The organism is Pseudoalteromonas sp. 1181_04, assembly GCF_052850545.1.
This window is the reverse complement of record NZ_VXCS01000012.1, coordinates 128,522-149,049: the sequence shown is the minus strand read 5'-3', so window position 1 is coordinate 149,049 and position 20,528 is coordinate 128,522. Positions and strand designations below refer to the sequence as shown.

The window sequence follows — 20,528 nt, the reverse complement described above, 5'->3', positions numbered from 1 at the left end:
AACATTGACAAGCCTCAAAGCATTGAGGCGTTGAGGCGTTGTTTTGCGTGAATAATATTTTGTAGCTTATAGTCGGTCGGCTGGATAAATAACACCAAGTTGCTGTCTTGCTTTATCAAGTACAGCCATCACATTGATACTTAGTTGATGGGTATTGATAGGTGATTCGAGTTGTCCTGCGTTGGCAATTGTAATGAAATGGGCAACTTCGTGGCGCATAAAGTGTTCATCAAATGGCTGTGATAATTCTTCAACACTGCCATCATTAGCAATAAATTGTATCTGTTTTAATAACGAAACGGCTTCAATTCTGATACGGCCCAGCTCACCTTGGATTTCTGTAAAATTATCACCTTGAGATATTTTTGAATAACTGATCACTGCTTGCTTATCACTATAATTTAGTAATACATCACCAGCACCATCTACCCCTGTTTCAAGTAATACTCCACTGGCTTTTACCGTGTTTGGTGCACCCCAAAGTGCAATCAAGATATATAGCGGATAAACCCCTAAATCAACGAGCGCACCATTAGCGAATGCTGGCAAAAAGGTGTTAGGGCGCTCACCATTTTTGTATTTATCATAGCGTGATGAATATTGACTATACTGACTTATGTATTTACGTGGCGTGCCAATTTTGGCAATGGCTTGTTGTAAAACGGCAAAGTTAGGCAAGTGAGTGGTCATCATCGCTTCCATATAAAGGCGATTATTTTGTTTTGCTGCGTCCACTATCGCGGCTAATTCTTGGCTATTTGCTGCTGCAGGTTTTTCACCTAACACGTGTTTTCCTGCATTTAAACAGGCCACAGCATAGCTTTTATGCAAACTATTGGGGGCTGCTATATATACAGCGTCTACACTGTCGTCGCTGCATACTTGCTCAATAGTCGTAAATACTTTTGCATTTTTTATAGCGTGCTTAGCTAAAAATGCATGACCGCTTTGTTCGGCTCGCGAACATACGCCATATAATGAAAACTCACTGACTGTTTTAGCCGCTGCAAGTAAAGTATCGCTAATAAAATTAGTGCCGACTATCACAAAATTCATGGTCACTCCTGATTGTTGAATTGTGCAAGCCAAGCTTGCCAGTCTGCCTCAAAGCCTAACATTTGTTGGTGCTTTTTAGCTAATAGGTGTTTTTGTTTATCTTCACTGGCTTGAAATGGACCTACTCGGCACAGCGAACAGCTATCAACTGCTAAGTAGCTTGGTATAGTTAATCGATTATGGAGTTCAGTCGTTTCTTTGGGGCTGAATACATAAGTGGTGCCACTGGTGTCTTTTACGTGTTTGTCACGATCAACATTACGGATTTTATAGCCAGGGAAAGGACTGATATCAAATGGCATTTGGCCGATATAGCGTGATGCTAAGCCATAATTTAAGCTGCCTTCAATATTCCACTCACGATATGGTTTAACATCTTTTGAGGTGATGTAGCACAACATTGGGCCATTGTTATCAAGAGCATAGCTGGTGGCATATTTAATATATTGGTGTAGCAAAGCCCGGTTGAGGGTGTTCATACTGGTTGTTTGGGTGTTTTCACGATAAGCACTCTCCCCGACAAAAGCAGGAATAAGCGGAAATTGAAAAATCACCACATCAAATAGCTCGCCATTTAAGCGTTGCCAGGCTTGTGGGTCAGTCACATCAAAACTATCAAGTACCGTAATGTGATGATCTTGCAGTGCATTTAGTGCGTTATCAGCATATTTGGAGGTGAGCGTGGCTGCACTATCATAGGTAGAAGCAACTAACTTGGCCGGCTTTAGATCAGTAGATAAAGCATGAGAAAACGATAAGTCGCCATCGCCAACGGTAAGGATCCGCCAATTAGGATTTAAATACATTAATTCAATTATTCTAGTGGTGTGTTTTTAGCATCATGATCAATTAAACGTAAAAACGCTAAGCGAGTCTTTAGTCCTTCAATCGCGATTTGTTTGATAATTAAATTAAACGTGATTAATACTGCAAACGCAATATGAATAGGGCCATGAGTAAAGCCTGCGTCAGGATCGAAGAGCATTAAGCCAAACAGTAAAAAGAGTACCACGAGTGCAATTTCAAGCCATTGATTAGAATAAAACGATAATCGGCCTTCACTCTTATGATCTTTCTTGATTTGAATAGCACAAAAAAAAGGGATCACTTTAATTTTGAAATGAGCGCTTTTCTCAACATAGTTTTCACCGAGTTGATCAAGCTGTTGGCGCAATTGGTCTATCATTTTAGTTCCTCAAAAAGCAGTGCACGGATGGTACATTAATCCGTTTTAAAGGGCGAGCTAGTTAGGGTATAAACTAATGCCTATTACTAATATATGGCAAACAAACACCACTGAGGTTAATACAAAGCGCATTTTTTGATAATCAGCATGGTAGCTTTGCCATTGCGGGCTGGTTTTTTCAAATAGTAATACCAGCCAAAAACTAACCGCTAACCAAGCCAAGGTTATGTGTTGTGGTAAAAAAGCTAAAAAGCCAAGCGGTAAAATCGGTAGTATAGCCTTAATCGCATCTCGATAACTCTGTTGTCCAGCGTGCCATAAGTTACCACTCATAAAAGCCAAAATTGCAATACTATAAAAAGTAAAAAACTGCATATTAAAGTTATTACTACCGACTAATAACGGCCAACCGACACACGCTAAAAAGGGCAATAAGCCTAAATAGCCTAACTGGATATGATTGATGAATTTATTCATGGCTTACCCCAAAATTAACTAAAAATACGTATTCGCGATATTTTTCAGTGAGCATTGTAACATTAGACGCAAAAAAAGCTTTAGCCCTATCTGTCCAGATGACAATGACCGCTTCAGTCAATAAAATCGATTGAATTAATCTAAACAATCAAATTTATTAATTTTTATTTACACCTTATTGTATTACTCAAGCCAACGCAGCAACCTGCGTTGTTTACACTTTAAATAAACAAATGAGGAATACTATGAGCACTTCATTAATTAACACTAAATTACAACCTTTCAATGCAACGGCTTACCACAATGGTGATTTTGTTGAACTATCAGAACAAGATGTTTTAGGTAAGTGGTCTATTTTCTTTTTCTACCCAGCTGATTTTACCTTTGTATGTCCTACGGAACTGGGTGATGTTGCAGATCACTATGCGCAATTACAAGAAATGGGTGTAGAGGTTTACTCAGTATCGACTGATACTCACTTTACTCACAAAGCATGGCACGATACATCAGACACTATTGGTAAAATTACTTACCCTATGATCGGTGACCCAACAGGACGTATTACACGTAACTTTGGTGTAATGATCGAAGACGAAGGCCTAGCACTTCGCGGTACGTTTGTAATGAACCCTGAGGGCGAAATCAAAATCATTGAAACACATGATTTAGGTATTGGCCGTAGTGCCAAAGAACTAGTACGTAAAGTACAAGCGGCACAATACATTGCGACTCATGATGGTGAAGTATGTCCGGCTTCTTGGCAGCCAGGTGAAGAAACATTAGCACCATCGCTTGATTTAGTTGGCAAAATTTAAATCTACTATTACAAAGCATTAATATGCTTGAAGGCTCATCATCACAATTTTATTAAGCACATTAGCGTGATGATGGGCATTTTTGCTAAAACAAGGGTAAGTCATGTTAGATACCAACATTAAAAATCAATTAAAAAGTCACTTTGCAGCTATTGCTGATCCTGTTGAGCTACTTATCGCCTTGGATGACAGCAAAAAATCAATAGAAATTGACAATTTAGCCAACGATATTGCGTCGTTGAGCGACAAATTTTTGGTGCGAGATAATCCAGATAGTGGCGTACGCCGTCCATCAATAACGGTATCTTCACCTATTCGAGATAGCCAAATTACCTTTGCTGGTGTGCCGATGGGGCATGAGTTTACCAGTTTGGTATTAGCGTTGTTACATACGGGAGGGCATCCGAGTAAGGCGTCGGCTGCAGATCTTGACCAAATCAAGTCACTGACTCAGCCACTTGAGTTTGAAGTGTATATTTCATTAAGTTGCCAAACATGCCCGCAAGTCGTACAAGCGCTTAATTTAATGGCTGCTAATAATAGCAACATCAAAGCAACTATGATTGATGGGGCATTATTTCAAGATGAAGTAGAGCAGCGAAATATACTTGCAGTACCCGCGGTGTACTTAAATGGCCAGCCCTTTAGCCAAGGTGCGATGAGCTTAACTGATATTTTAAATAAAGTTGATAGTAAAGGGGCAGAGCGCCAAGCCGCTTCTCTCAATGAAAAATCACAATTTGATGTGCTTGTCGTAGGTGGTGGTCCTGCTGGTGCATCTGCAGCAATTTATTCAGCACGTAAGGGCTTAAATACGGGCATTGTTGCTGACCGGTTTGGTGGACAAGTAGCTGATACGCTAGCAATCGAAAATTTTATATCTATTAAAGCAACCGAGGGGCCTAAGCTCGTAGCTCAGCTTGAAGAGCATGTTAAAGAGTACGATGTAGATGTCATGCATAATCAACGAGCCGTCGCTCTTAGTTATAAAAATGGTTATGAAATCACGCTTGAAAACGGAGCTGTGCTCAGTACTAAATCGTTAGTACTGGCAACGGGCGCTCGCTGGCGTGAAATGAACGTAGCTGGTGAACAACAATACCGTGGTCATGGTGTAGCGTATTGTCCACATTGTGATGGACCGTTATTTAAAGGCAAACCTGTTGCCGTTATTGGTGGTGGTAATTCGGGTATAGAAGCGGCAATTGATTTAGCTAATATTGTTGAGCACGTTACGGTACTTGAATTTGCAGATACGTTACGCGCCGATGACGTCCTTATTCGTAAAGCCAATAGCTTAGAGAATATCACCATTATTAAGAATGCCCAGACTACAGAAGTACTCGGTGATGGTAAAAAAGTGACGGGCTTAAGCTATACTGACCGCACCTCAGGTGAGAACAAACAGTTAAACTTAGCCGGTATATTTGTGCAAATTGGCTTAATACCTAACACTGAATGGTTAAAAGACAGTAATGTTGAACTCAGTCAGTTTGGCGAAATAATAATAGATGCAAAAGGAGCGACATCTTTAGCGGGAGTATATGCTGCGGGAGATGCAACGACCACACCATTTAAGCAAATCATCATTGCGATGGGCAGTGGTGCAACAGCAAGCCTAGGGGCATTTGATTACTTAATTCGTCAAACACCTAGTGAAGAGCAACGCGTAGCATAAATCAAATTATAGTCTCTTGATATAACAGCTCCCACCCATAGCTGTTTGTTCACCCAAGCCGCCCTCTCCAAAGGCGGCTTTTTTGGATAAAAAATTGTGCTAGTATTTAGGCTTATTTTTTTAAAGAGTTTTAGCATGTATCAAGGAAGTTGTTTGTGTAACAAGGTCACAGTGCAAATTGATGGCCCGATCCAGAGCATTATTCATTGCCACTGCTCGTTGTGTCGTAAAGCCAGTGGCACTGCATTTGCAACCAATGGATTTATCTCTCGTGTTGACTTTAAAGTAACCAAAGGCAATGAGTGGTTAAGCAGCTTTGAATTTAAACCAGGGCGTATCCGCTATTTTTGTAGTGCATGCGGTAGCCCAATTTACAGTGAAAACCTTGATGATATAAGCAGACTAAGGTTGCGTCTGGGTATACTCGATAGTGATATTACAGAGCGGCCAATTAGTCATAATTTTGTCAGCTCAAAAGCGAATTGGGAGCAAATAAATGCTGATATCCCACACTATGATGGTTTTGAACCGACCCGCTAAGTTCGTTGGCTGATAGTGTTTTTATAATAAGTAAACTGGTAAATAGTCTGTGCCGCAACTCTCTGTTGCTTTTAAAGCAGTTGTTTCCCAGTACTTGTTCATTGGTACTGAGCCGCGGTTATAAATTGTTCAAAACTCTCACACCACACAATAACAGTGTTAAAGCGTGCAATATTAATATCGGCTGGCACCTTAATTATAAAACCATCGAATGTATTTATGCTTGCAACCCTTGTCATTGTGCCTTTATAGGCTAAAAAATCGGCTTCATTATCAATAAAGCGATTAGCTAAATAAAGTTGGTAATCTGGGCCTGGGCTCAAGGTGCCATCAAAAGAGATCATTGCATTGGTTAATCTGACTTGGCCGTTACCATAATGCAAAGCATCGGAGCCTGCGAGGTCAGCTTTGAATTCACCACTATAAAGTGCTTGCTGAGCATGTGTGGCTAGCTCAAGTTTGCTGGGGGATGGTGGGGCCGTTAAAATTGGCAGTGTGTATAACCCCGCAACAAAGCCAACACAAAATATCATCAGATAAACGACTACCTGCCACAATTTACGCATCATAATAAGACCTTATCCATGAGAGTATTCAGTATATAGGGCAAAACAAGCGGATGCCTTCATCTATAGTTATAAGCTAGCTTACAAAATTGGATTGGGCGAGTTCAATCTTAATTTAAGTATTTACTTTATTAGGGTGCTTGACCCTATTGTGAACTGACTTAGTTGTTAGCTCGCAATAAGTAATGTGAGCTATGGTGTCGCTAATTTAGGTGAAAAACTTTTCTCGATGATAATGCGAGATCTCGTTCTTTTTCACCAAAAAATTGTTGATAAAGCTGCGCAAACTTACCGTTTTTTTGAAGTTTTAGTAACCCTGCCTCTAACTCCATTAGTAAAGCATCGTTTTGTTTATGAGTGTAAAAATAATAATGACTCGGGTATTGCAACATGATCGTTGGTTCAATCATTAAGTTTTGATGCTGCAGTTTAGTCACCTCAGCGGCAATAGCTGATACCGAGCGAGGAAAATAATCTGCCAAACCTGTCTCGAGTGCTCTAGTCATGCCTTTATAATCTAGCTCACCATTAACAGTGAAGCCATTGCGGATAAGTACATCATAATCAGACCAACTTTGCTTTTGTAATGCGATTAAAGGCTTAAGCTGTGCTGAAGTTGATATTTCAGCGAAGCGCGGTTGTTGATTTTTATTAATTATTAGTAATCGCTTGCCGTGTAAACCTTGGTAAATTGACAATGAGGTATGATGTAAATCTGGGTAGCTAGTAGCAGGGAGCGATAGCCAAGCTAAATTAATACTGCTTGCTTTTGACAACTCTTCCACCACGCGTTTTTTATTCATTGGTCTAATGGAGTATATAAAATTAACCTGTTTTCCTTGCTCAGCAAAGGCGAGCGTTAACAGCGCATGAATATAGTGATTACGAGGGGTATCGGTGTTGCTGGGGCTGGCTAAATGAAGATTAACGATTGCTTCATTTGCGTGTACAAAGCTAGTAAACGCCAGAGGCAATAACAATAACCAGAGCACGCCAAAATTATACAATTTCATCATTGAGCTATAACTTAAAATTTTATGACTCTAGTATAGCAAAATTATAATACCTTATTTTTGCAAAAAATATTATAAAAACGTAGAGGCTTTTGAATTACGTATTATACTTGTAAATATTAAAGATGTAGCTTTGGAATACTATGTTAAATAATTATTTGGTCCGTTCCCGTTTAATTGTATTAGCGCTTTTACCTGTTGTAATATTTACGATTACTGCCATATATTCAATTAGTACTATGGGAGGGTTAGTCAAAGGAATTGACAGTTTATATGAAAACCGTATCGTACCATTGAAACAGATAAAAACAGTGTCAGATAACTACGCAGTTAATATTGTTGATTTACTTCATAAATTTAGAGCCGGGACTATAAGCCAAAATGATTTATTAGCGGCAGTACAGCAGTCTCAAAATACAGCCGATAAAGAATGGAATACTTACCTTAGTACAGACTTAATCAGTGAAGAAAAAAGCTTAGTAAATACTGTTGAACAAAAACTTAAGCCAGTTCAAGCGCACCTCAAAAATTTGTTGAATAAAATACGCAATGGGGATTTCCAGTCACTCTCTCAACAGCAGTTTGTTACTGATCTATATGATGTATTCGATCCGTTAAGTGCGAGCTATCAAGCTTTAATAGAGCTGCAATTAAATGAAGCGAATCACTTTAAAAAACAAGCCGACGAAAACTTTGCGTTAGTAAGTCTAGTGATGAAATTATCAGTAGCACTGTTGATTTTTTTGTTGTTAGCCATTGCTTATTTTATTTATCGTTCAATTCAAAATCCATTGATGGCGCTGCGCGATACCATTACGCAAATTGCAAATAATGCTGACTTGCGAATACGAGCCAATGTACTTGGTGAAGATGAAATTGCAGATACTGCGCGAAACTTTAATAATATGTTGTCACGTATACATACTTTAGTAACCGATGTATCTGGGGCGACGTTAACTTTATCTTCTGCGGCAGAAGAAATGAACTCAATTAGTGAGCAAGTGGCCTCAACAGCCACAGAGCAAGAGCAACAGTCTACAATGATTGCGACAGCCATTACGCAAATGAGTAGTGCGATTGAACAAGTGGCACAAAATGCGATGGCCACATCAGAAAAAGCCACTAATGCAGATAGTAAAGCACAACAAGGGCAGCAAGCCGTTGCTGATAATATTAGCTCAATCCAAACGTTATCTAAGTTAGTAAATACAAATACACAATTAATAAACGATCTTAATACACAAACAAATGATATAAATCAGGTTGTAATGATGATCCAAGGCGTTGCAGAGCAAACTAACTTACTGGCTTTAAATGCTGCGATTGAAGCCGCAAGAGCAGGGGATTCTGGTCGTGGTTTTGCTGTTGTTGCCGATGAAGTAAGGCAGCTTGCTCATAATACCCAAAAAGCCACAGCGAGTATTAATGAAATGATCAGCAAGCTACAAGGTATGGCTCAACAAGCTGTTGTTGCTATGGGCAACGCTGAAAGTAGTGCACAAGAAAGTGTTGATCATGCAGAATATTCATCACAAGTTTTAACTGAAATAAATCAAGAGGTAACCGAAATTGCCGATATGAACACGCAAGTGTCAACAGCCACTGAAGAGCAAAAAATGGTGGCCAATGAATTAAGTAGTAACATCAACGAGTTTAGTTCTAGTATTGCATCAGTGAGTGAAAGTTCACAGCAAAACGCACAAGCATCACAGGAGTTGGCCTTACTCGCAAGTATGTTACAACAACAAGTAAATGAGTTTAAAATATAACACTGTAATGAGTGTACCTTGTTATTAATAGAGTACGAATGACAAGGTACAGTCTAAATTTATTCGTTTTCACAAGGTTTGGTTCGCGCAGTTTTGTGACAACATCAGCAAAAAAAATAAGCTGCCATACACTTTTTTATAGATAAAATCATTGTTCTATAGCTGTATGCTTTGCAAATGTTGCTGTGCAGCCACAATCCCCATTTGGTAACCATCGCTGAGCTTTTGATAGTTTTTAGTGGTGCGGCCAACGTTAAAGTCAGCCGGTGGTGCGATGATATTTATTTTACAGTCTGCAGGTGGATTATGAATAAACGCAATACTGGCATTATAGTTATCAGCTCGCGCTAAAGATGCACTGGCAAGTGCCGGGTGGTTTTTATAAATGCGGCGTGTAAACCATGGGGCCTTACTGGTTTTTTTACGATATCCAAGTGGTTGTGATAAAACGACCGTGATTTCTTCAGCTCCCATTTGATAGGCTTTTCGGATCGGAATTGAATCAGCCACACCGCCATCGGTCATGGCAACACCATCTATGACTGGGTAATCTCGATAAGCAATAGGAATCGCACAGGAGGCTTTTAACTGTTGCTCCATTTGCTCTGCTGTCGCTTTTAAATATTGCGCTGATGCTGTGTCTATATCGGTAGCGACAATATAAAATTCACAGTTCTGTGTTGCAAATGTGCCAAGATCTAAACGAATATCAGCCATGGTGGTTTGCCATAACCAATCTAAGTCAAATAAATGTCCGCCACGGATAAAGCGCGCTAAATTAATAAACTCGGGTCGACATGAATAATCAGTGATCACTTTATGATTACGTTTAGCTTGTTGGCATAAATAAGCCGCAATATTAGTTGCCCCAGCAGAAACACCAAAGCAGCGATTAAATGGTTGGTATTGTGCCCCTAAGAACGCATCAAGTACGCCGGTGGCAAATATGCCGCGCATTGCACCACCTTCTACAACAAGGGTGTGTTTGTTGTTGCTCACCAAATTTTCTCCTTTAACTACTAACATTCGAGTTAATCACTTTGCAGTGCTTCAATAGGATCAAGCTGTGACGCTTTGATCGCGGGGTATACACCAAAAATAAGGCCGACTAACGCACAAATACTAAACGATAACACTATGGCGGTCATTGACCACGATACCGCCCACTGCGAGTACATAGAAATAATTTCAGACAAGCCAATACCAAATACCACACCCAGTAGGCCACCTAAAATAGAAATGGTAAAGCTCTCGGCAATAAATTGTATTCGAATGTCTTTTTGTGTTGCACCAATAGCACGCAGTAAGCCAATTTCTTTAGTGCGTTCAAGCACCGTCGCCAACATGATATTCATAATACCGATACCGCCAACCAGGAGTGAAATGCCTGCCACGCAGGACATTACAATATTAAATATTTGCTGGGTTTGTTTTTGCTGGGCTAATAATGCGGCAGGAATAACTAATTCAAAATCATCAATATCACTGTGGCGATTTTGCAGTAAATGTTCCAGTGCTTGTGCGGCAACAATTGGATCAACCGATTTATCAATGGCTAGTTTCAAGCTGCTGACTTCACTATCAAGTAAGCCACTTTCAAAGCGGTGTAATGCAGTACTAAGTGGAATAAATACTTGGTTTTGTTCGTTACCGAGTTTGACTCCTTGAAATTCTTTTTTCTTTAAATAAGGCGCTTGTAAAATACCGACTACTTTAAACCATAAGTGGTTAATTTTTATTTGTTGACCGAGTGCGTCACCTAACGGAAATAGTTGCTTGGCAGTATTTGCGCCAAGCATTGCCACTTGAGCAAACCGTTGTTGATCGTTTTTATTTAATATACGCCCAGCAAATAGTTGAAAATGTGACAGCTGAAAATAATTAGCGCTTACACCTACGGCATTGGCGTCGCTGTTATTGTATTGGCTAAAAATATGATACGTCTCGATGGTTTTTTGTGCGGCAAAATCGGTAACAAAAGGCAGCGAGTCGTGGGCAACTTGGGCATCACGCAGGCTTAAACCGGCCGAATGCTTACGTTGCTCTTTGAGTTCTTTTTCATCGAACTCTTTGCCATTAACAATCAAATTATATAACCCCATAGAGTCAATCATTTTCATGGCTTCACGTTCAGCACCTTCACCAATATTGAGCATAGCAATGACGGCACCGACACCAAATATCATCCCTAATAAAGTCAGTAAAGTACGTAATTTATGCTGTGCAAGCTCTAAGGCGGTGTCGATAAATAAAGTTAAATATTTCATCAGATGTCCTTTATATCAATGAGTGAGATCACATCATTAGCAGCTAAGCCTGCGAGGATCTCTACATGACTAAGGTTATGTTTGCCTAATGAAACGGTCTTTTTGACAAATTCGCCAGCTTCTTCAACATAGACATAATGCGCATTTTGTTCGGTAAAAACACTTTGTTTAGGTACCACTAAACGCTCACTTTGCGGTGTCACTAAAATAGTAGCATTGAGTTTTAAACCCGGGCGTAAAGCGTCACTTTGCTGATTTATCGTTGCTTTTAGTTCGTAAAATTTTTGTGGGTCGCCGCGTTTTATTGATTTAGGAAACGGTGATACTTCAATTAACTCGCCACGAAATTGCTGCTCAGGCAATGCAATAAGTTTGAATGTAAGTGACTGACCTACGGATAAATCGATTGCTTCACGTTCAGACACATATAACATCAACTGCATTTGGCTAACATCAGGCAGTGCTGCTATTTTTTGACCAGGCCATAAGGATTCACCCGCTCGCGGTTTTTCGCCGCGCCAATTAGTACTATGGGTTAATAAGCCATCGTGAGGGGCGATGATCTCAAGCAATGATAGGTTAGTGTTCAACGTTGCTAATTTTTGTTTGTATTGGTCTTCTTTCATTTTTAATAACATCAACTCTCCGGTGGCACTTTGCTCAAAACGGCCAGTTTGCCAGTCGTAGTAGTTATGTTTTGCATTTAAAAACTCAACATTTTGTTGTGACTCTAAAATATCTAATTTAGAGCGAATGCGTTCATCTTCAATTGAGTAATCTTCGGCAAATTGCTTTTCTTCATTAACCAATACAATATCGTGCTCTAAAATAGTCTTATCTTTATCTATTTCTCCTGATTTTTGTGCTAAATCTTGCGCTGCTAAAGCCGCTTGATTAGTGTTTTTTTGGCTTTGCCGACGCATTTGTTCGCCATCAAAACGAGCAATGACCTGACCTTTTTTAACTTGGCTATATTCTGGCATTAACCACGCTAAAGTTTGTGGCCCACGGCTTGATGCTGGCGCAACAATCAGGGTTTCATTTGCCGCGATCAAATGCCCTTTGGCTTCAACCTCAGTTTTAAAACTGTGTTCACTAACCGTATAAGTAAGCGCGTTTTGAATTTCATGTTCTTTTGAACAACCGCTGATAAATAAAGCTGTAACGATTAAGCTAAGTGCAAAGCTCGTTTTCATAATTTTACCTCGTCGCCTAGTTGTAGGCCGCTTTTAACTACGGCGAGATTATCGGTAAAGTGACTTATCTCTATAAATTGTTTGTTATTTTCAGTGGTTGTAACATAGGGACCTTGTTGATCATATTGCAAACTGGTTAAAGGAATACTTAATACCTGAGGTAAGCGAGCGGTGGTGATCTCTAAGCGCGCAGTAAGTCCTGGGCGAATAACACTGGTGTCAATATTATCAATACTAACAATGGCATCCACAATCCGACGCTTATCTTGATATGACTTTTCTCTAAATACACGACCCAAACTCTTTATTTTCCCTGACACAACTAGTTCGCTACTGCCATCAATGGTTATTTTAACGGTTTGCCCTGGGGCAATTTTACCGCTGTCGGGTTCATCGATTTGTGCTTTTACTTGCATATTTTTAAGTACAGCAAGCTCAATAACAGGCTGACCAAATTGCACACTTTCACCAATGGATGACTTTTCACCTTCATAATTGGTTTTATAAATTACCAGCCCATCAATTGGGGCTTTTACCTTAAGGCGTTCAATATCTTGTAAATACTCGTCTACCTCACTTTGCAGCCGTGCAACTTTACTTTGCACCATTTTTAAGTTTAGTTCTTTGCTCTGTTGCTGAAACGTTTGCTTACTTTTAGCAAGCGTTAGATCGTTGTTTGCAATAGTAAAATCAATTTGTGACTTTTTACGTTCAACTTCAGAACGAGATTGATCAACAATCTCTGCTTTGCGTTTAGCTTTATCGTAGTTCATTTTCATTTCGGCAACGCTGAGGGTCAGTTCTTGCTCTTTGATAAGCTCTTTATTTTGCGCATTTTCGAGTTGTTTTTTTGCTCGCTCTAATGAAGATTGTTTGTCGATTAGCTTATCGCGAACTTGTTTGTCGTCAAACGATACCACCACTTGGCCTTTTTTAACTTGGGTGTTCTCCGCTAGCATAGTCTTAATTTGGTATTGCCACATACGGGCAACTGACGGCGGGGCAATGATCGCACTGGTTGATGACTCCAGTTCGCCATTGGCATTAACCGTGATAGCAATATCACTCTTTTTCACTAGATAATGTTGTTGCTCATCGTCATTACATGCAGTTAATAGCAACATACTCAATATTATGCATAAAACGTTATGATTCATCAGAGTCTTCTCCGATTGTTAATTTTGCACTCATGCCCGGTAACAGTTTTAAATTCTGAGCGTTAAAGTTAAAGCGAGTTCTAAAGTAGGCATCTTTGCCCCACTGAAGGCGTTCTTCTGGCTGAGTTGAAATTTCGCTTAAAGTCGCATTGAGCGGCTGTTGTAAATAGGCGTCAAATAACAATTGCGCTTGTTGGCCAAGTTGTAAATGTTGATAATCAATTTCGTGTACCCAGGCTTCAATGTAGAGTTCACTCATGGCCGGTATTTCGACAATTTTCCAGCCTGGTTGGGCTGTCATACCGACAAATGCTTTTTCGCCATTCCACGGATGGTTTGCATATAAAACGGGCCCTGTACGCTGTGCCTTAATGCTCATACTTGCCAGTTGCGTTTTATTGTATGCAAGGTCTGTTTTTAGTTGTTCAATAGTCAGTAACTGCTTATTGCGCGCAACGGTATTTTCAGTTTTAACTTGGCTGAGTTCTTCGGATGATTTTTGTTTATTGATCAGGGCTTTTTCAAGTTCGAGCTGATTTTTTTGATAATCATAGGTACTTAAGTTAGCGTGTGGAATAGCAGCATCTATGCGGGCACGCGCTAGTAAAAGCTCAGTGCGCTTAAAGTTAAACTCAGCTTCTATTTGTTTTTCTTGATTGCTAGTGGTGATCCTAAGCAGCTCTTCTTCGGCGGCCTCTAAACTTACTTCATCTTGTTCAATTTCACTGGCAATCGAGCCACTATCAAACACCACAACAACATCACCTTGTTGCGCTATTTCGCCTTCTTTCATCATCCATTGTACTTGTACTCGCCAATTGTCTGATTTTGGAGCATAAAAAATTTGCTTATCGCTGGCTTTTAGCTCACCACTGAGTAATAAACTTTGCGCGTTGCTTGAGAAAGCTAAGCTGTAAAGTAATAATCCTAAACAGGCTTTGAAACATTGATTTTTTAACATCCGCTATCCTCTATAACTATGCCATCTTTCATCCGAATAATTCGCTTAGCATAAGCAGCAATATCTTCTTCATGGGTTACCATGACCAAAGTATGCCCTTGCTGGTGGAGTGAGCAAAGCAACTGCATAATTTCATGAGACGTTTTACTATCGAGGTTACCCGTTGGTTCATCAGCAAAAATGACTTTTGGCTCGTTTACTAATGCTCTGGCAATAGCAACTCGTTGCCGCTGACCACCGGACATTTCAAAGGGTTTATGGTGTGCGCGATTTTGCAAGCCAACCTTATCCAGCATCGCCATAGCGCGCTCACTGGCTTGCTGTTTTGGGGTGTCGGTATAGCGCAGTGGCAAAGCCACATTTTCTTGAGCACTAAGGCGAGTTAATAAGTGAAAGGTTTGAAATATAAAGCCAATTTTTTTATTACGGATAGCTGACAAACTTTCGTCATCTATTTCTTTAATACTTTCACCAGAGAGCAAATAACTGCCTGAGGTTGGTGTATCGAGACACCCAAGGATATTCATTAAAGTCGACTTCCCTGAACCGGAAGCGCCCATTACGGCGACAAACTCACCTTCTTCAATATGCAATGAAACATTACTTAATGCAATGACTTGCGTTTCGCCTGCGCCATAAGTACGGCAAAGATTTTCGACCCTGATCATACAGTTACTTTTTGTTTTTATTATTATCTGATTGGTTAAACTAGCGAGTTTTATAGCGAGACACAAGTCCAAATATAGTAGTTAAACATACGTCTATTTGCAGCCTTTAATTGTTTTAACATTTAAAGGCTAATTTAATCATTGTCAGTTAACAATTGCGTGGTTTTATATTTCATTTATTGCGTTTTAGCTAAGAGTTGTGCGGGTTTAGCGAATATTTTTTGTTACAAAAAAGCCAAGTAATTCGATAAAAACTTCTTGGCTGGCTTTATGGTAAAAATCATACAGCATATTCAGAGTGTTATACCCACATCTAGGTTAAATTGCTGCAACCCACATAACACCGACTTCTTTTTTTACCACTTTTACATGGGTGCCAGCGCTTAGTGGTTGCTGGCTTTTTAGTTTCCAGCTCACTCCAGAATACGAGTAGGTACTAACACCTAACTCATCAACATCGCTAGTGAGCACAAAATCAAGCTCTGCAAAGTCACTTTTCACTTCTTTATTATCAACATTATCTTGCATGCGTTTTAGCGGTTTCCATAGTAAAACAGCGCATGCGGCGGTGATCAAGGTGTTACTCCAAAGTGCGGTGGTTAATGAGTCTTCTAACAGCGCGAAGTTCATCATTAATCCAGTTGCAAATAATGATATACCCAAAAACAATAATATAAAGGTCGACATTCCCAGCACTGCTACTTCAATTATCAGTGCCAGTACACCTAAGATCATCAGTGTTTGGGCTAAATTATTGGTAATGAACTCCATAGTTTGCTCCTTTACAGCTTAACCTTTTTGTTTGGTATTTAAGGTATTAATAATCGACATCGCTTGCGCTACCATAGAGCTGGCATCGGTGCCGTTATCGGGTAATAAAACAACTGACGATTCTTTAGCAATGGCTTGTTTTGCGGCAATTGCTTTTGAGGCGAGGTCTAATTGAATGGCTTTTTGACCTTGCTCAGTATCAGCTGCTTCACCTACTTTACGTAGTGCATCAGCTTGTGCTTCGGCTACCGCAATAATGGCTTTAGCTTCACCTTCAGCACGCAGGATTTGCTCGGCTTTTTCTGCTTCAGCGGCTAGTACTTGCGCTTGTTTTTTACCTTCAGCGACATTGATATTAGCTTGACGATCACCTTCTGATTCTAAAATTTGTGCACGTTTAACACGTTCCGCTTTCATTTGTGCTTCCATCGCTTCCATTACTGATTGCGGTGGCACAATATCTTTAATTTCATAACGTAATACTTGAATACCCCAAGGATCTGCGGCTTGGTTAATTGCCGCAACAATATTAGTATTTAGTACATCACGTTCTTCAAAGGTTTTATCCAGCTCCATTTTACCAAGCTCTGAACGCATCGTTGTTTGCGATAATTGCGTAACGGCAAACACATAATCATCAACGCCATAAGTGGCTTTGTATGGATCCATAACACGGAAATACAATACACCATCAACAATCAATGAAATATTATCTTTGGTAATAGCAGATTGCGACGGCACATCTTGCGCTTGCTCTTTTAAACTACGATCAGCGGCAATACGATCAACAAACGGCACAATAAAGTTTAGGCCTGCTTCTTTAGTTGATTGATACTTACCAAAACGTTCAATGAGCCACGCACGGTTTTGCGGCACAAATTTAACACTACTTTTTAGCAGTACTAAAACAAAAATGAGTAAAAACGCCTCAACAGTGAATAACATGTTGAGAACTTGCGTTATCGGGTCCATAGATACTCTCCTTTAATAGTGGCCAATATGGCGTGTCACATATTTATTTAATTTATATACTTATAAACGTGACTAACCCTACATTACCATTGAGCTGTAAGCCCAGCTAGTGAAAAATCGTGACAAAGTATGTCGGTAAGTTAATTACGATTGCAATATTATGGTCATGTTTTTTGAAGATGCACACAGAAAGTATGTTTGATTTTTGATCTAAAGCAAATAGTTCAGGCAGAAAGGGAAGTCTGTTTGTGAGCCTCTCAGTTAATTTAAGATTAGCAAACTCAAAGTGAATACCTTACATAGTTAAACTCACCTTCATGTAAGAATAGACCCCGCACCATGTTTAGCTCAAAACAACGTACACATTTTTTCAAACAATGTAAATATGTACTTGGTGCTGCTGATAATCCTTATCTAGATTTGTTCAGCGGTTCAACAGAACAAGTGCATCGCAAATTCTTTGCGTTTAGTGATTTAAAAGATAAACCTATTGATGGTAAGTTTGATTCTTATGGATTAAGTAAAGTTGCCACGATACCTTGGTTTTAACCCTTTATTTTTTCTCTTTAAAATTTTCTATAAAAACAATGGGTTATAACATATCGTTTTTGATAAGGTAAAATAGTAATATTTAACCTAATGGCTTGTTGTAACTTATTTTTATGCTGATATTCTATAGTTTACTGCCGCACAGGCAGCTTAGAAAGCAGTTTACTACTCTAGCCCCGACACGTAAAAGTTTACTGCCGCACAGGCAGCTTAGGTGACGAGGGACCGACAAAAATATCGGGAATATTTTGGAACTGCGAAGCAGACCTTTATGGCGAAGGGCAGGACGCCTAAAGTAAACGACATATCTAGTAAAGAGTGCAGCGCGAAGAAGTGAGGTCATGGCAGATTTTTGTTCCCGACAAAATCTAAGTACCTAAATCCATTTAGGCAATGACCGATGTAACCAAGCTCCATGGATGGATTCAAACGCCGATGTTTTTTTTCGCGCCAGCAAGCTTAGCGCCTACGACACAGGCAGCTTAGGTGGCGAGGCAGTGAAACGAGTTTTTTGATCACTATTCGGCGCTAAAGCGCTCTTCTACAAGCCACACTACGGATGCTTACGGCGACGATATGCTTAACGTGCTAAGCACGAGCTACAAATTATTTCATGGTTTCTCATTTACCCTCACTGTCTGTTTTTTGTGCAACAAATCGTTAAGTTCTAGGAAAATGATTTGCAGAGCTGCATTTGTATGCGCTGAAGAACTGTTTTTAGCGAGTTCGGGCGATTTCTGATTGCTATTTATATTACATTTTGAGATATTATTTATAATATAATATTAAAAGGAAATAGTAACAGATGACTCTGCCCAGTTCTCAATCTGCAAATGCAATCCGTATGCTTGCTGTCGATGCCGTTCAAAAAGCTAATTCAGGTCACCCAGGTGCACCAATGGGGATGGCCGATATTGCTGCTGTTCTTTGGCAAAACTTCCACCGCCACAATCCATTGAATCCTGATTGGCCTAACCGCGACCGTTTTGTGTTGTCAAACGGCCATGGCTCTATGTTGCAGTACGCATTACTACATTTAAGTGGTTATGATGTCAGTATTGAAGACATTAAACAGTTTCGCCAACTGCATTCTAAAACGCCGGGTCACCCAGAGTATGGTTATACACCTGGGGTTGAAACAACTACAGGGCCACTTGGTGCTGGTATTGCCAATGCGGTTGGTATGGCAATTGCTGAAAAAACCTTAGCTGGACAATTTAATAAACCACACTTTGATATTGTTGATCACTTCACTTACTGCTTTTTAGGTGATGGTTGTTTGATGGAAGGTATCTCTCATGAAGCATGTTCATTAGCAGGTACATTAAAGTTAGGTAAACTCATCGCTTTTTGGGATGACAATGGCATCTCAATTGATGGCGAAGTAGAAGGCTGGTTTACTGACGATACCCCAAAACGCTTTGAATCATACGGTTGGCAGGTTATTAGTGGCGTTGATGGTCACGATATGGCCGCGATTGCCAGTGCTATTGAAGCTGCGCAAGCTAACCCAGATCAGCCAACGCTTATCTGTTGTAAAACGGTGATTGGTTTTGGTTCGCCCAATAAATCGGGTAGTCATGATTGTCACGGTTCACCACTGGGTAATGATGAAATTGCAGCGGTTCGTGAGCAACTAAATTGGCCACATCCAGCGTTTGAAATTCCTCAAGATCTATACAATGAGTGGAATGGCCAAGCCAAAGGCCAAGATTTAGAAAGCGCATGGCAACAAACCTTTGCCGCTTACAGCAAAGCACACCCAGAGCTGAGTAAAGAATTTAACCGCCGTGTAACGGCTAAATCATTACCGAGCAACTTTGCAGAAATTGCTGATCAGTACATTGCCAAGTGCCAAGAAGATATGCAAAACATAGCAACCCGTAAATCATCACAAAATGCCATTACCTTCTTTGCTGAGCATTTGCCTGAACTTATGGGAGGCTCCGCTGATTTAGCCGGTTCCAACTTAACTTTATGGCCTGACGCGAAAGGCTTGCAAGATGATGCTGCCGGTAACTATGTATTTTATGGCGTACGCGAGTTTGGCATGAGCGCGATAATGAATGGTATTGCGCTGCATGGCGGCTTTATCCCATTTGGTGCAACCTTCCTAATGTTTATGGAATACGCTCGTAACGCAGTGCGTATGGCTGCACTGATGAAAGCACAGAGTATTTTTGTGTATACCCATGACTCTATTGGTCAAGGTGAAGATGGCCCGACCCATCAGCCAATTGAACAAATTGCTAATTTGCGTATGACGCCAAATATGTCGACTTGGCGCCCATGTGATGAAGTTGAAACAGCGGTTGCATGGAGTCAGGCTTTAATCAAAGAAGCTGGCCCAAGTGCATTGATCTTTAGTCGCCAAGGTACTAAAGCAATGCCGCGCACTAAAGAGCAACTAGCGAATGTTGCTAAAGGTGGCTATATCTTAGTTGATAGCGAGCACACACCTGAACTGATCATTATTGCTACTGGTTCTGAAGTTGAGTTAGCGGTAAATGCAGCAGCTGATCTAACCGAACAGGGTAAACAGGTTCGTGTTGTATCTATGCCATGTACCAATCAGTTTGACTTGCAAGATAAAGCCTATCGCCAGAGTGTATTACCTGTTGGTGTTGCTAAAATTGCGGTAGAAGCTGCACATAGCGATTTTTGGTATAAATATGTTGGCCAAGATGGCGATGTACTAGGTATGACTACCTTTGGTGAGTCAGCGCCAGGACCAGTTCTGCTTGAATACTTTGGCTTTACTGTGAGTAACCTAGTTGCTAAGGCTAATGCGTTACTAGACGCTTAATTGTTTTGAACTTGGGTTAAAAATTTACCTGAACAAAAAGCCCGCTGATTTAATTAAATCAGCGGGCTTTTTTATTTGCAG

Annotated in this window: 20 protein-coding genes; 6 read left to right on the top strand and 14 right to left on the bottom strand. The window is 40.2% G+C overall.

Annotated features, from left to right (window positions below; genetic code table 11):
- Positions 1 to 66: 66 nt before the first annotated feature.
- The 4 genes from FW757_RS11800 to FW757_RS11785 are packed head-to-tail and all read right to left on the bottom strand — an operon-like array spanning position 67 to position 2,719.
- Positions 67 to 1,056, bottom strand: coding sequence for a Gfo/Idh/MocA family protein (locus FW757_RS11800; RefSeq protein WP_446441245.1), 990 nt, complete (start codon positions 1,054 to 1,056; stop codon positions 67 to 69).
- 2 nt (positions 1,057 to 1,058) lie between these two features.
- On the bottom strand, positions 1,059 to 1,862 hold the full coding sequence (locus FW757_RS11795; protein ID WP_446441244.1) for a class I SAM-dependent methyltransferase: 804 nt from the start codon (positions 1,860 to 1,862) through the stop codon (positions 1,059 to 1,061).
- 8 nt (positions 1,863 to 1,870) lie between these two features.
- The gene (locus FW757_RS11790) at positions 1,871 to 2,242 is read right to left on the bottom strand and encodes a hypothetical protein (RefSeq protein WP_145234209.1); all 372 of its coding nucleotides are present in this window, start codon (positions 2,240 to 2,242) and stop codon (positions 1,871 to 1,873) included.
- 57 nt (positions 2,243 to 2,299) lie between these two features.
- Positions 2,300 to 2,719: a DUF3429 domain-containing protein gene (locus FW757_RS11785; RefSeq protein WP_149980032.1), complete on the bottom strand. Its 420-nt coding sequence runs from the start codon at positions 2,717 to 2,719 to the stop codon at positions 2,300 to 2,302.
- Positions 2,720 to 2,964: 245 nt separating this feature from the next.
- On the opposite strand from FW757_RS11785, the gene ahpC reads away from it, so the two are divergent.
- The 3 genes from ahpC to FW757_RS11770 all read left to right on the top strand — a co-directional run bounded on the left by ahpC (position 2,965) and on the right by FW757_RS11770 (position 5,752).
- Complete coding sequence (gene ahpC, locus FW757_RS11780) at positions 2,965 to 3,534, top strand: alkyl hydroperoxide reductase subunit C (RefSeq protein ID WP_145234205.1); 570 nt, start codon at positions 2,965 to 2,967, stop codon at positions 3,532 to 3,534.
- 103 nt (positions 3,535 to 3,637) lie between these two features.
- On the top strand, positions 3,638 to 5,212 hold the full coding sequence (gene ahpF, locus FW757_RS11775; protein WP_182717766.1) for an alkyl hydroperoxide reductase subunit F: 1,575 nt from the start codon (positions 3,638 to 3,640) through the stop codon (positions 5,210 to 5,212).
- Positions 5,213 to 5,347: 135 nt separating this feature from the next.
- Positions 5,348 to 5,752, top strand: a complete 405-nt coding sequence (locus tag FW757_RS11770; protein WP_182717767.1) for a GFA family protein — start codon at positions 5,348 to 5,350, stop codon at positions 5,750 to 5,752.
- A 98-nt stretch (positions 5,753 to 5,850) separates the two neighbouring features.
- Here the strand turns inward: FW757_RS11770 and FW757_RS11765 are convergent, their stop codons facing one another.
- Positions 5,851 to 6,321, bottom strand: a complete 471-nt coding sequence (locus FW757_RS11765; protein WP_145234199.1) for a DM13 domain-containing protein — start codon at positions 6,319 to 6,321, stop codon at positions 5,851 to 5,853.
- A 200-nt stretch (positions 6,322 to 6,521) separates the two neighbouring features.
- A complete protein-coding gene (locus tag FW757_RS11760; RefSeq protein WP_259398462.1) occupies positions 6,522 to 7,334 on the bottom strand; it encodes a transporter substrate-binding domain-containing protein in 813 nt (270 codons plus the stop codon).
- Positions 7,335 to 7,474: 140 nt separating this feature from the next.
- Between FW757_RS11760 and FW757_RS11755 the strand changes: the two genes are divergently transcribed.
- Positions 7,475 to 9,100, top strand: a complete 1,626-nt coding sequence (locus tag FW757_RS11755; protein WP_182739552.1) for a methyl-accepting chemotaxis protein — start codon at positions 7,475 to 7,477, stop codon at positions 9,098 to 9,100.
- A 156-nt stretch (positions 9,101 to 9,256) separates the two neighbouring features.
- Here FW757_RS11755 and FW757_RS11750 read toward each other — a convergent pair whose 3' ends face one another.
- From FW757_RS11750 to FW757_RS11715, 8 genes are all read right to left on the bottom strand, one after another.
- A complete protein-coding gene (locus tag FW757_RS11750) occupies positions 9,257 to 10,102 on the bottom strand; it encodes a patatin-like phospholipase family protein (RefSeq protein WP_259398468.1) in 846 nt (281 codons plus the stop codon).
- A 29-nt stretch (positions 10,103 to 10,131) separates the two neighbouring features.
- Positions 10,132 to 11,367 (bottom strand): ABC transporter permease, encoded by a 1,236-nt coding sequence (locus FW757_RS11745; protein WP_145234192.1) that lies wholly within the window; start codon positions 11,365 to 11,367, stop codon positions 10,132 to 10,134.
- Positions 11,367 to 12,563 carry an efflux RND transporter periplasmic adaptor subunit gene (locus FW757_RS11740; RefSeq protein ID WP_182739553.1) on the bottom strand — a complete coding sequence of 399 codons (1,197 nt, stop codon included), beginning with the start codon at positions 12,561 to 12,563 and terminating at the stop codon, positions 11,367 to 11,369. Before FW757_RS11740 ends, FW757_RS11745 begins: the two co-directional genes overlap by 1 nt.
- Entirely contained in the window at positions 12,560 to 13,720 is a 1,161-nt protein-coding gene (locus FW757_RS11735; RefSeq protein ID WP_182717772.1) for an efflux RND transporter periplasmic adaptor subunit, read from the bottom strand. The genes FW757_RS11740 and FW757_RS11735 overlap by 4 nt, the downstream gene beginning before the upstream one ends.
- Complete coding sequence (locus FW757_RS11730) at positions 13,710 to 14,681, bottom strand: efflux RND transporter periplasmic adaptor subunit (RefSeq protein WP_182717773.1); 972 nt, start codon at positions 14,679 to 14,681, stop codon at positions 13,710 to 13,712. Before FW757_RS11730 ends, FW757_RS11735 begins: the two co-directional genes overlap by 11 nt.
- Positions 14,675 to 15,349, bottom strand: a complete 675-nt coding sequence (locus tag FW757_RS11725; RefSeq protein WP_182717774.1) for an ABC transporter ATP-binding protein — start codon at positions 15,347 to 15,349, stop codon at positions 14,675 to 14,677. Before FW757_RS11725 ends, FW757_RS11730 begins: the two co-directional genes overlap by 7 nt.
- Positions 15,350 to 15,667: 318 nt before the next feature.
- Positions 15,668 to 16,120, bottom strand: coding sequence for an NfeD family protein (locus tag FW757_RS11720; protein ID WP_145234181.1), 453 nt, complete (start codon positions 16,118 to 16,120; stop codon positions 15,668 to 15,670).
- Positions 16,121 to 16,138: 18 nt separating this feature from the next.
- Positions 16,139 to 17,092, bottom strand: coding sequence for an SPFH domain-containing protein (locus FW757_RS11715; protein ID WP_145234179.1), 954 nt, complete (start codon positions 17,090 to 17,092; stop codon positions 16,139 to 16,141).
- 339 nt (positions 17,093 to 17,431) lie between these two features.
- On the opposite strand from FW757_RS11715, the gene cas6f reads away from it, so the two are divergent.
- The gene (cas6f, locus tag FW757_RS11710) at positions 17,432 to 17,641 is read left to right on the top strand and encodes a type I-F CRISPR-associated endoribonuclease Cas6/Csy4 (protein ID WP_182717775.1); all 210 of its coding nucleotides are present in this window, start codon (positions 17,432 to 17,434) and stop codon (positions 17,639 to 17,641) included.
- Between the two features lie 805 nt (positions 17,642 to 18,446).
- Positions 18,447 to 20,447, top strand: coding sequence for a transketolase (gene tkt / locus FW757_RS11705; RefSeq protein WP_446441243.1), 2,001 nt, complete (start codon positions 18,447 to 18,449; stop codon positions 20,445 to 20,447).
- Positions 20,448 to 20,528: the final 81 nt, after the last annotated feature.

Coding starts and splice junctions, on each gene's coding strand:
- FW757_RS11800 (WP_446441245.1), bottom strand. CDS start 1,056: ATGAATTTTGTGATAGTCGGCACTAATTTTATTAGCGATACTTTACTT.
- FW757_RS11795 (WP_446441244.1), bottom strand. CDS start 1,862: ATGTATTTAAATCCTAATTGGCGGATCCTTACCGTTGGCGATGGCGAC.
- FW757_RS11790 (WP_145234209.1), bottom strand. CDS start 2,242: ATGATAGACCAATTGCGCCAACAGCTTGATCAACTCGGTGAAAACTAT.
- FW757_RS11785 (WP_149980032.1), bottom strand. CDS start 2,719: ATGAATAAATTCATCAATCATATCCAGTTAGGCTATTTAGGCTTATTG.
- ahpC (WP_145234205.1), top strand. CDS start 2,965: ATGAGCACTTCATTAATTAACACTAAATTACAACCTTTCAATGCAACG.
- ahpF (WP_182717766.1), top strand. CDS start 3,638: ATGTTAGATACCAACATTAAAAATCAATTAAAAAGTCACTTTGCAGCT.
- FW757_RS11770 (WP_182717767.1), top strand. CDS start 5,348: ATGTATCAAGGAAGTTGTTTGTGTAACAAGGTCACAGTGCAAATTGAT.
- FW757_RS11765 (WP_145234199.1), bottom strand. CDS start 6,321: ATGATGCGTAAATTGTGGCAGGTAGTCGTTTATCTGATGATATTTTGT.
- FW757_RS11760 (WP_259398462.1), bottom strand. CDS start 7,334: ATGATGAAATTGTATAATTTTGGCGTGCTCTGGTTATTGTTATTGCCT.
- FW757_RS11755 (WP_182739552.1), top strand. CDS start 7,475: ATGTTAAATAATTATTTGGTCCGTTCCCGTTTAATTGTATTAGCGCTT.
- FW757_RS11745 (WP_145234192.1), bottom strand. CDS start 11,367: ATGAAATATTTAACTTTATTTATCGACACCGCCTTAGAGCTTGCACAG.
- FW757_RS11740 (WP_182739553.1), bottom strand. CDS start 12,563: ATGAAAACGAGCTTTGCACTTAGCTTAATCGTTACAGCTTTATTTATC.
- FW757_RS11735 (WP_182717772.1), bottom strand. CDS start 13,720: ATGAATCATAACGTTTTATGCATAATATTGAGTATGTTGCTATTAACT.
- FW757_RS11730 (WP_182717773.1), bottom strand. CDS start 14,681: ATGTTAAAAAATCAATGTTTCAAAGCCTGTTTAGGATTATTACTTTAC.
- FW757_RS11725 (WP_182717774.1), bottom strand. CDS start 15,349: ATGATCAGGGTCGAAAATCTTTGCCGTACTTATGGCGCAGGCGAAACG.
- FW757_RS11720 (WP_145234181.1), bottom strand. CDS start 16,120: ATGGAGTTCATTACCAATAATTTAGCCCAAACACTGATGATCTTAGGT.
- FW757_RS11715 (WP_145234179.1), bottom strand. CDS start 17,092: ATGGACCCGATAACGCAAGTTCTCAACATGTTATTCACTGTTGAGGCG.
- cas6f (WP_182717775.1), top strand. CDS start 17,432: ATGTTTAGCTCAAAACAACGTACACATTTTTTCAAACAATGTAAATAT.
- tkt (WP_446441243.1), top strand. CDS start 18,447: ATGACTCTGCCCAGTTCTCAATCTGCAAATGCAATCCGTATGCTTGCT.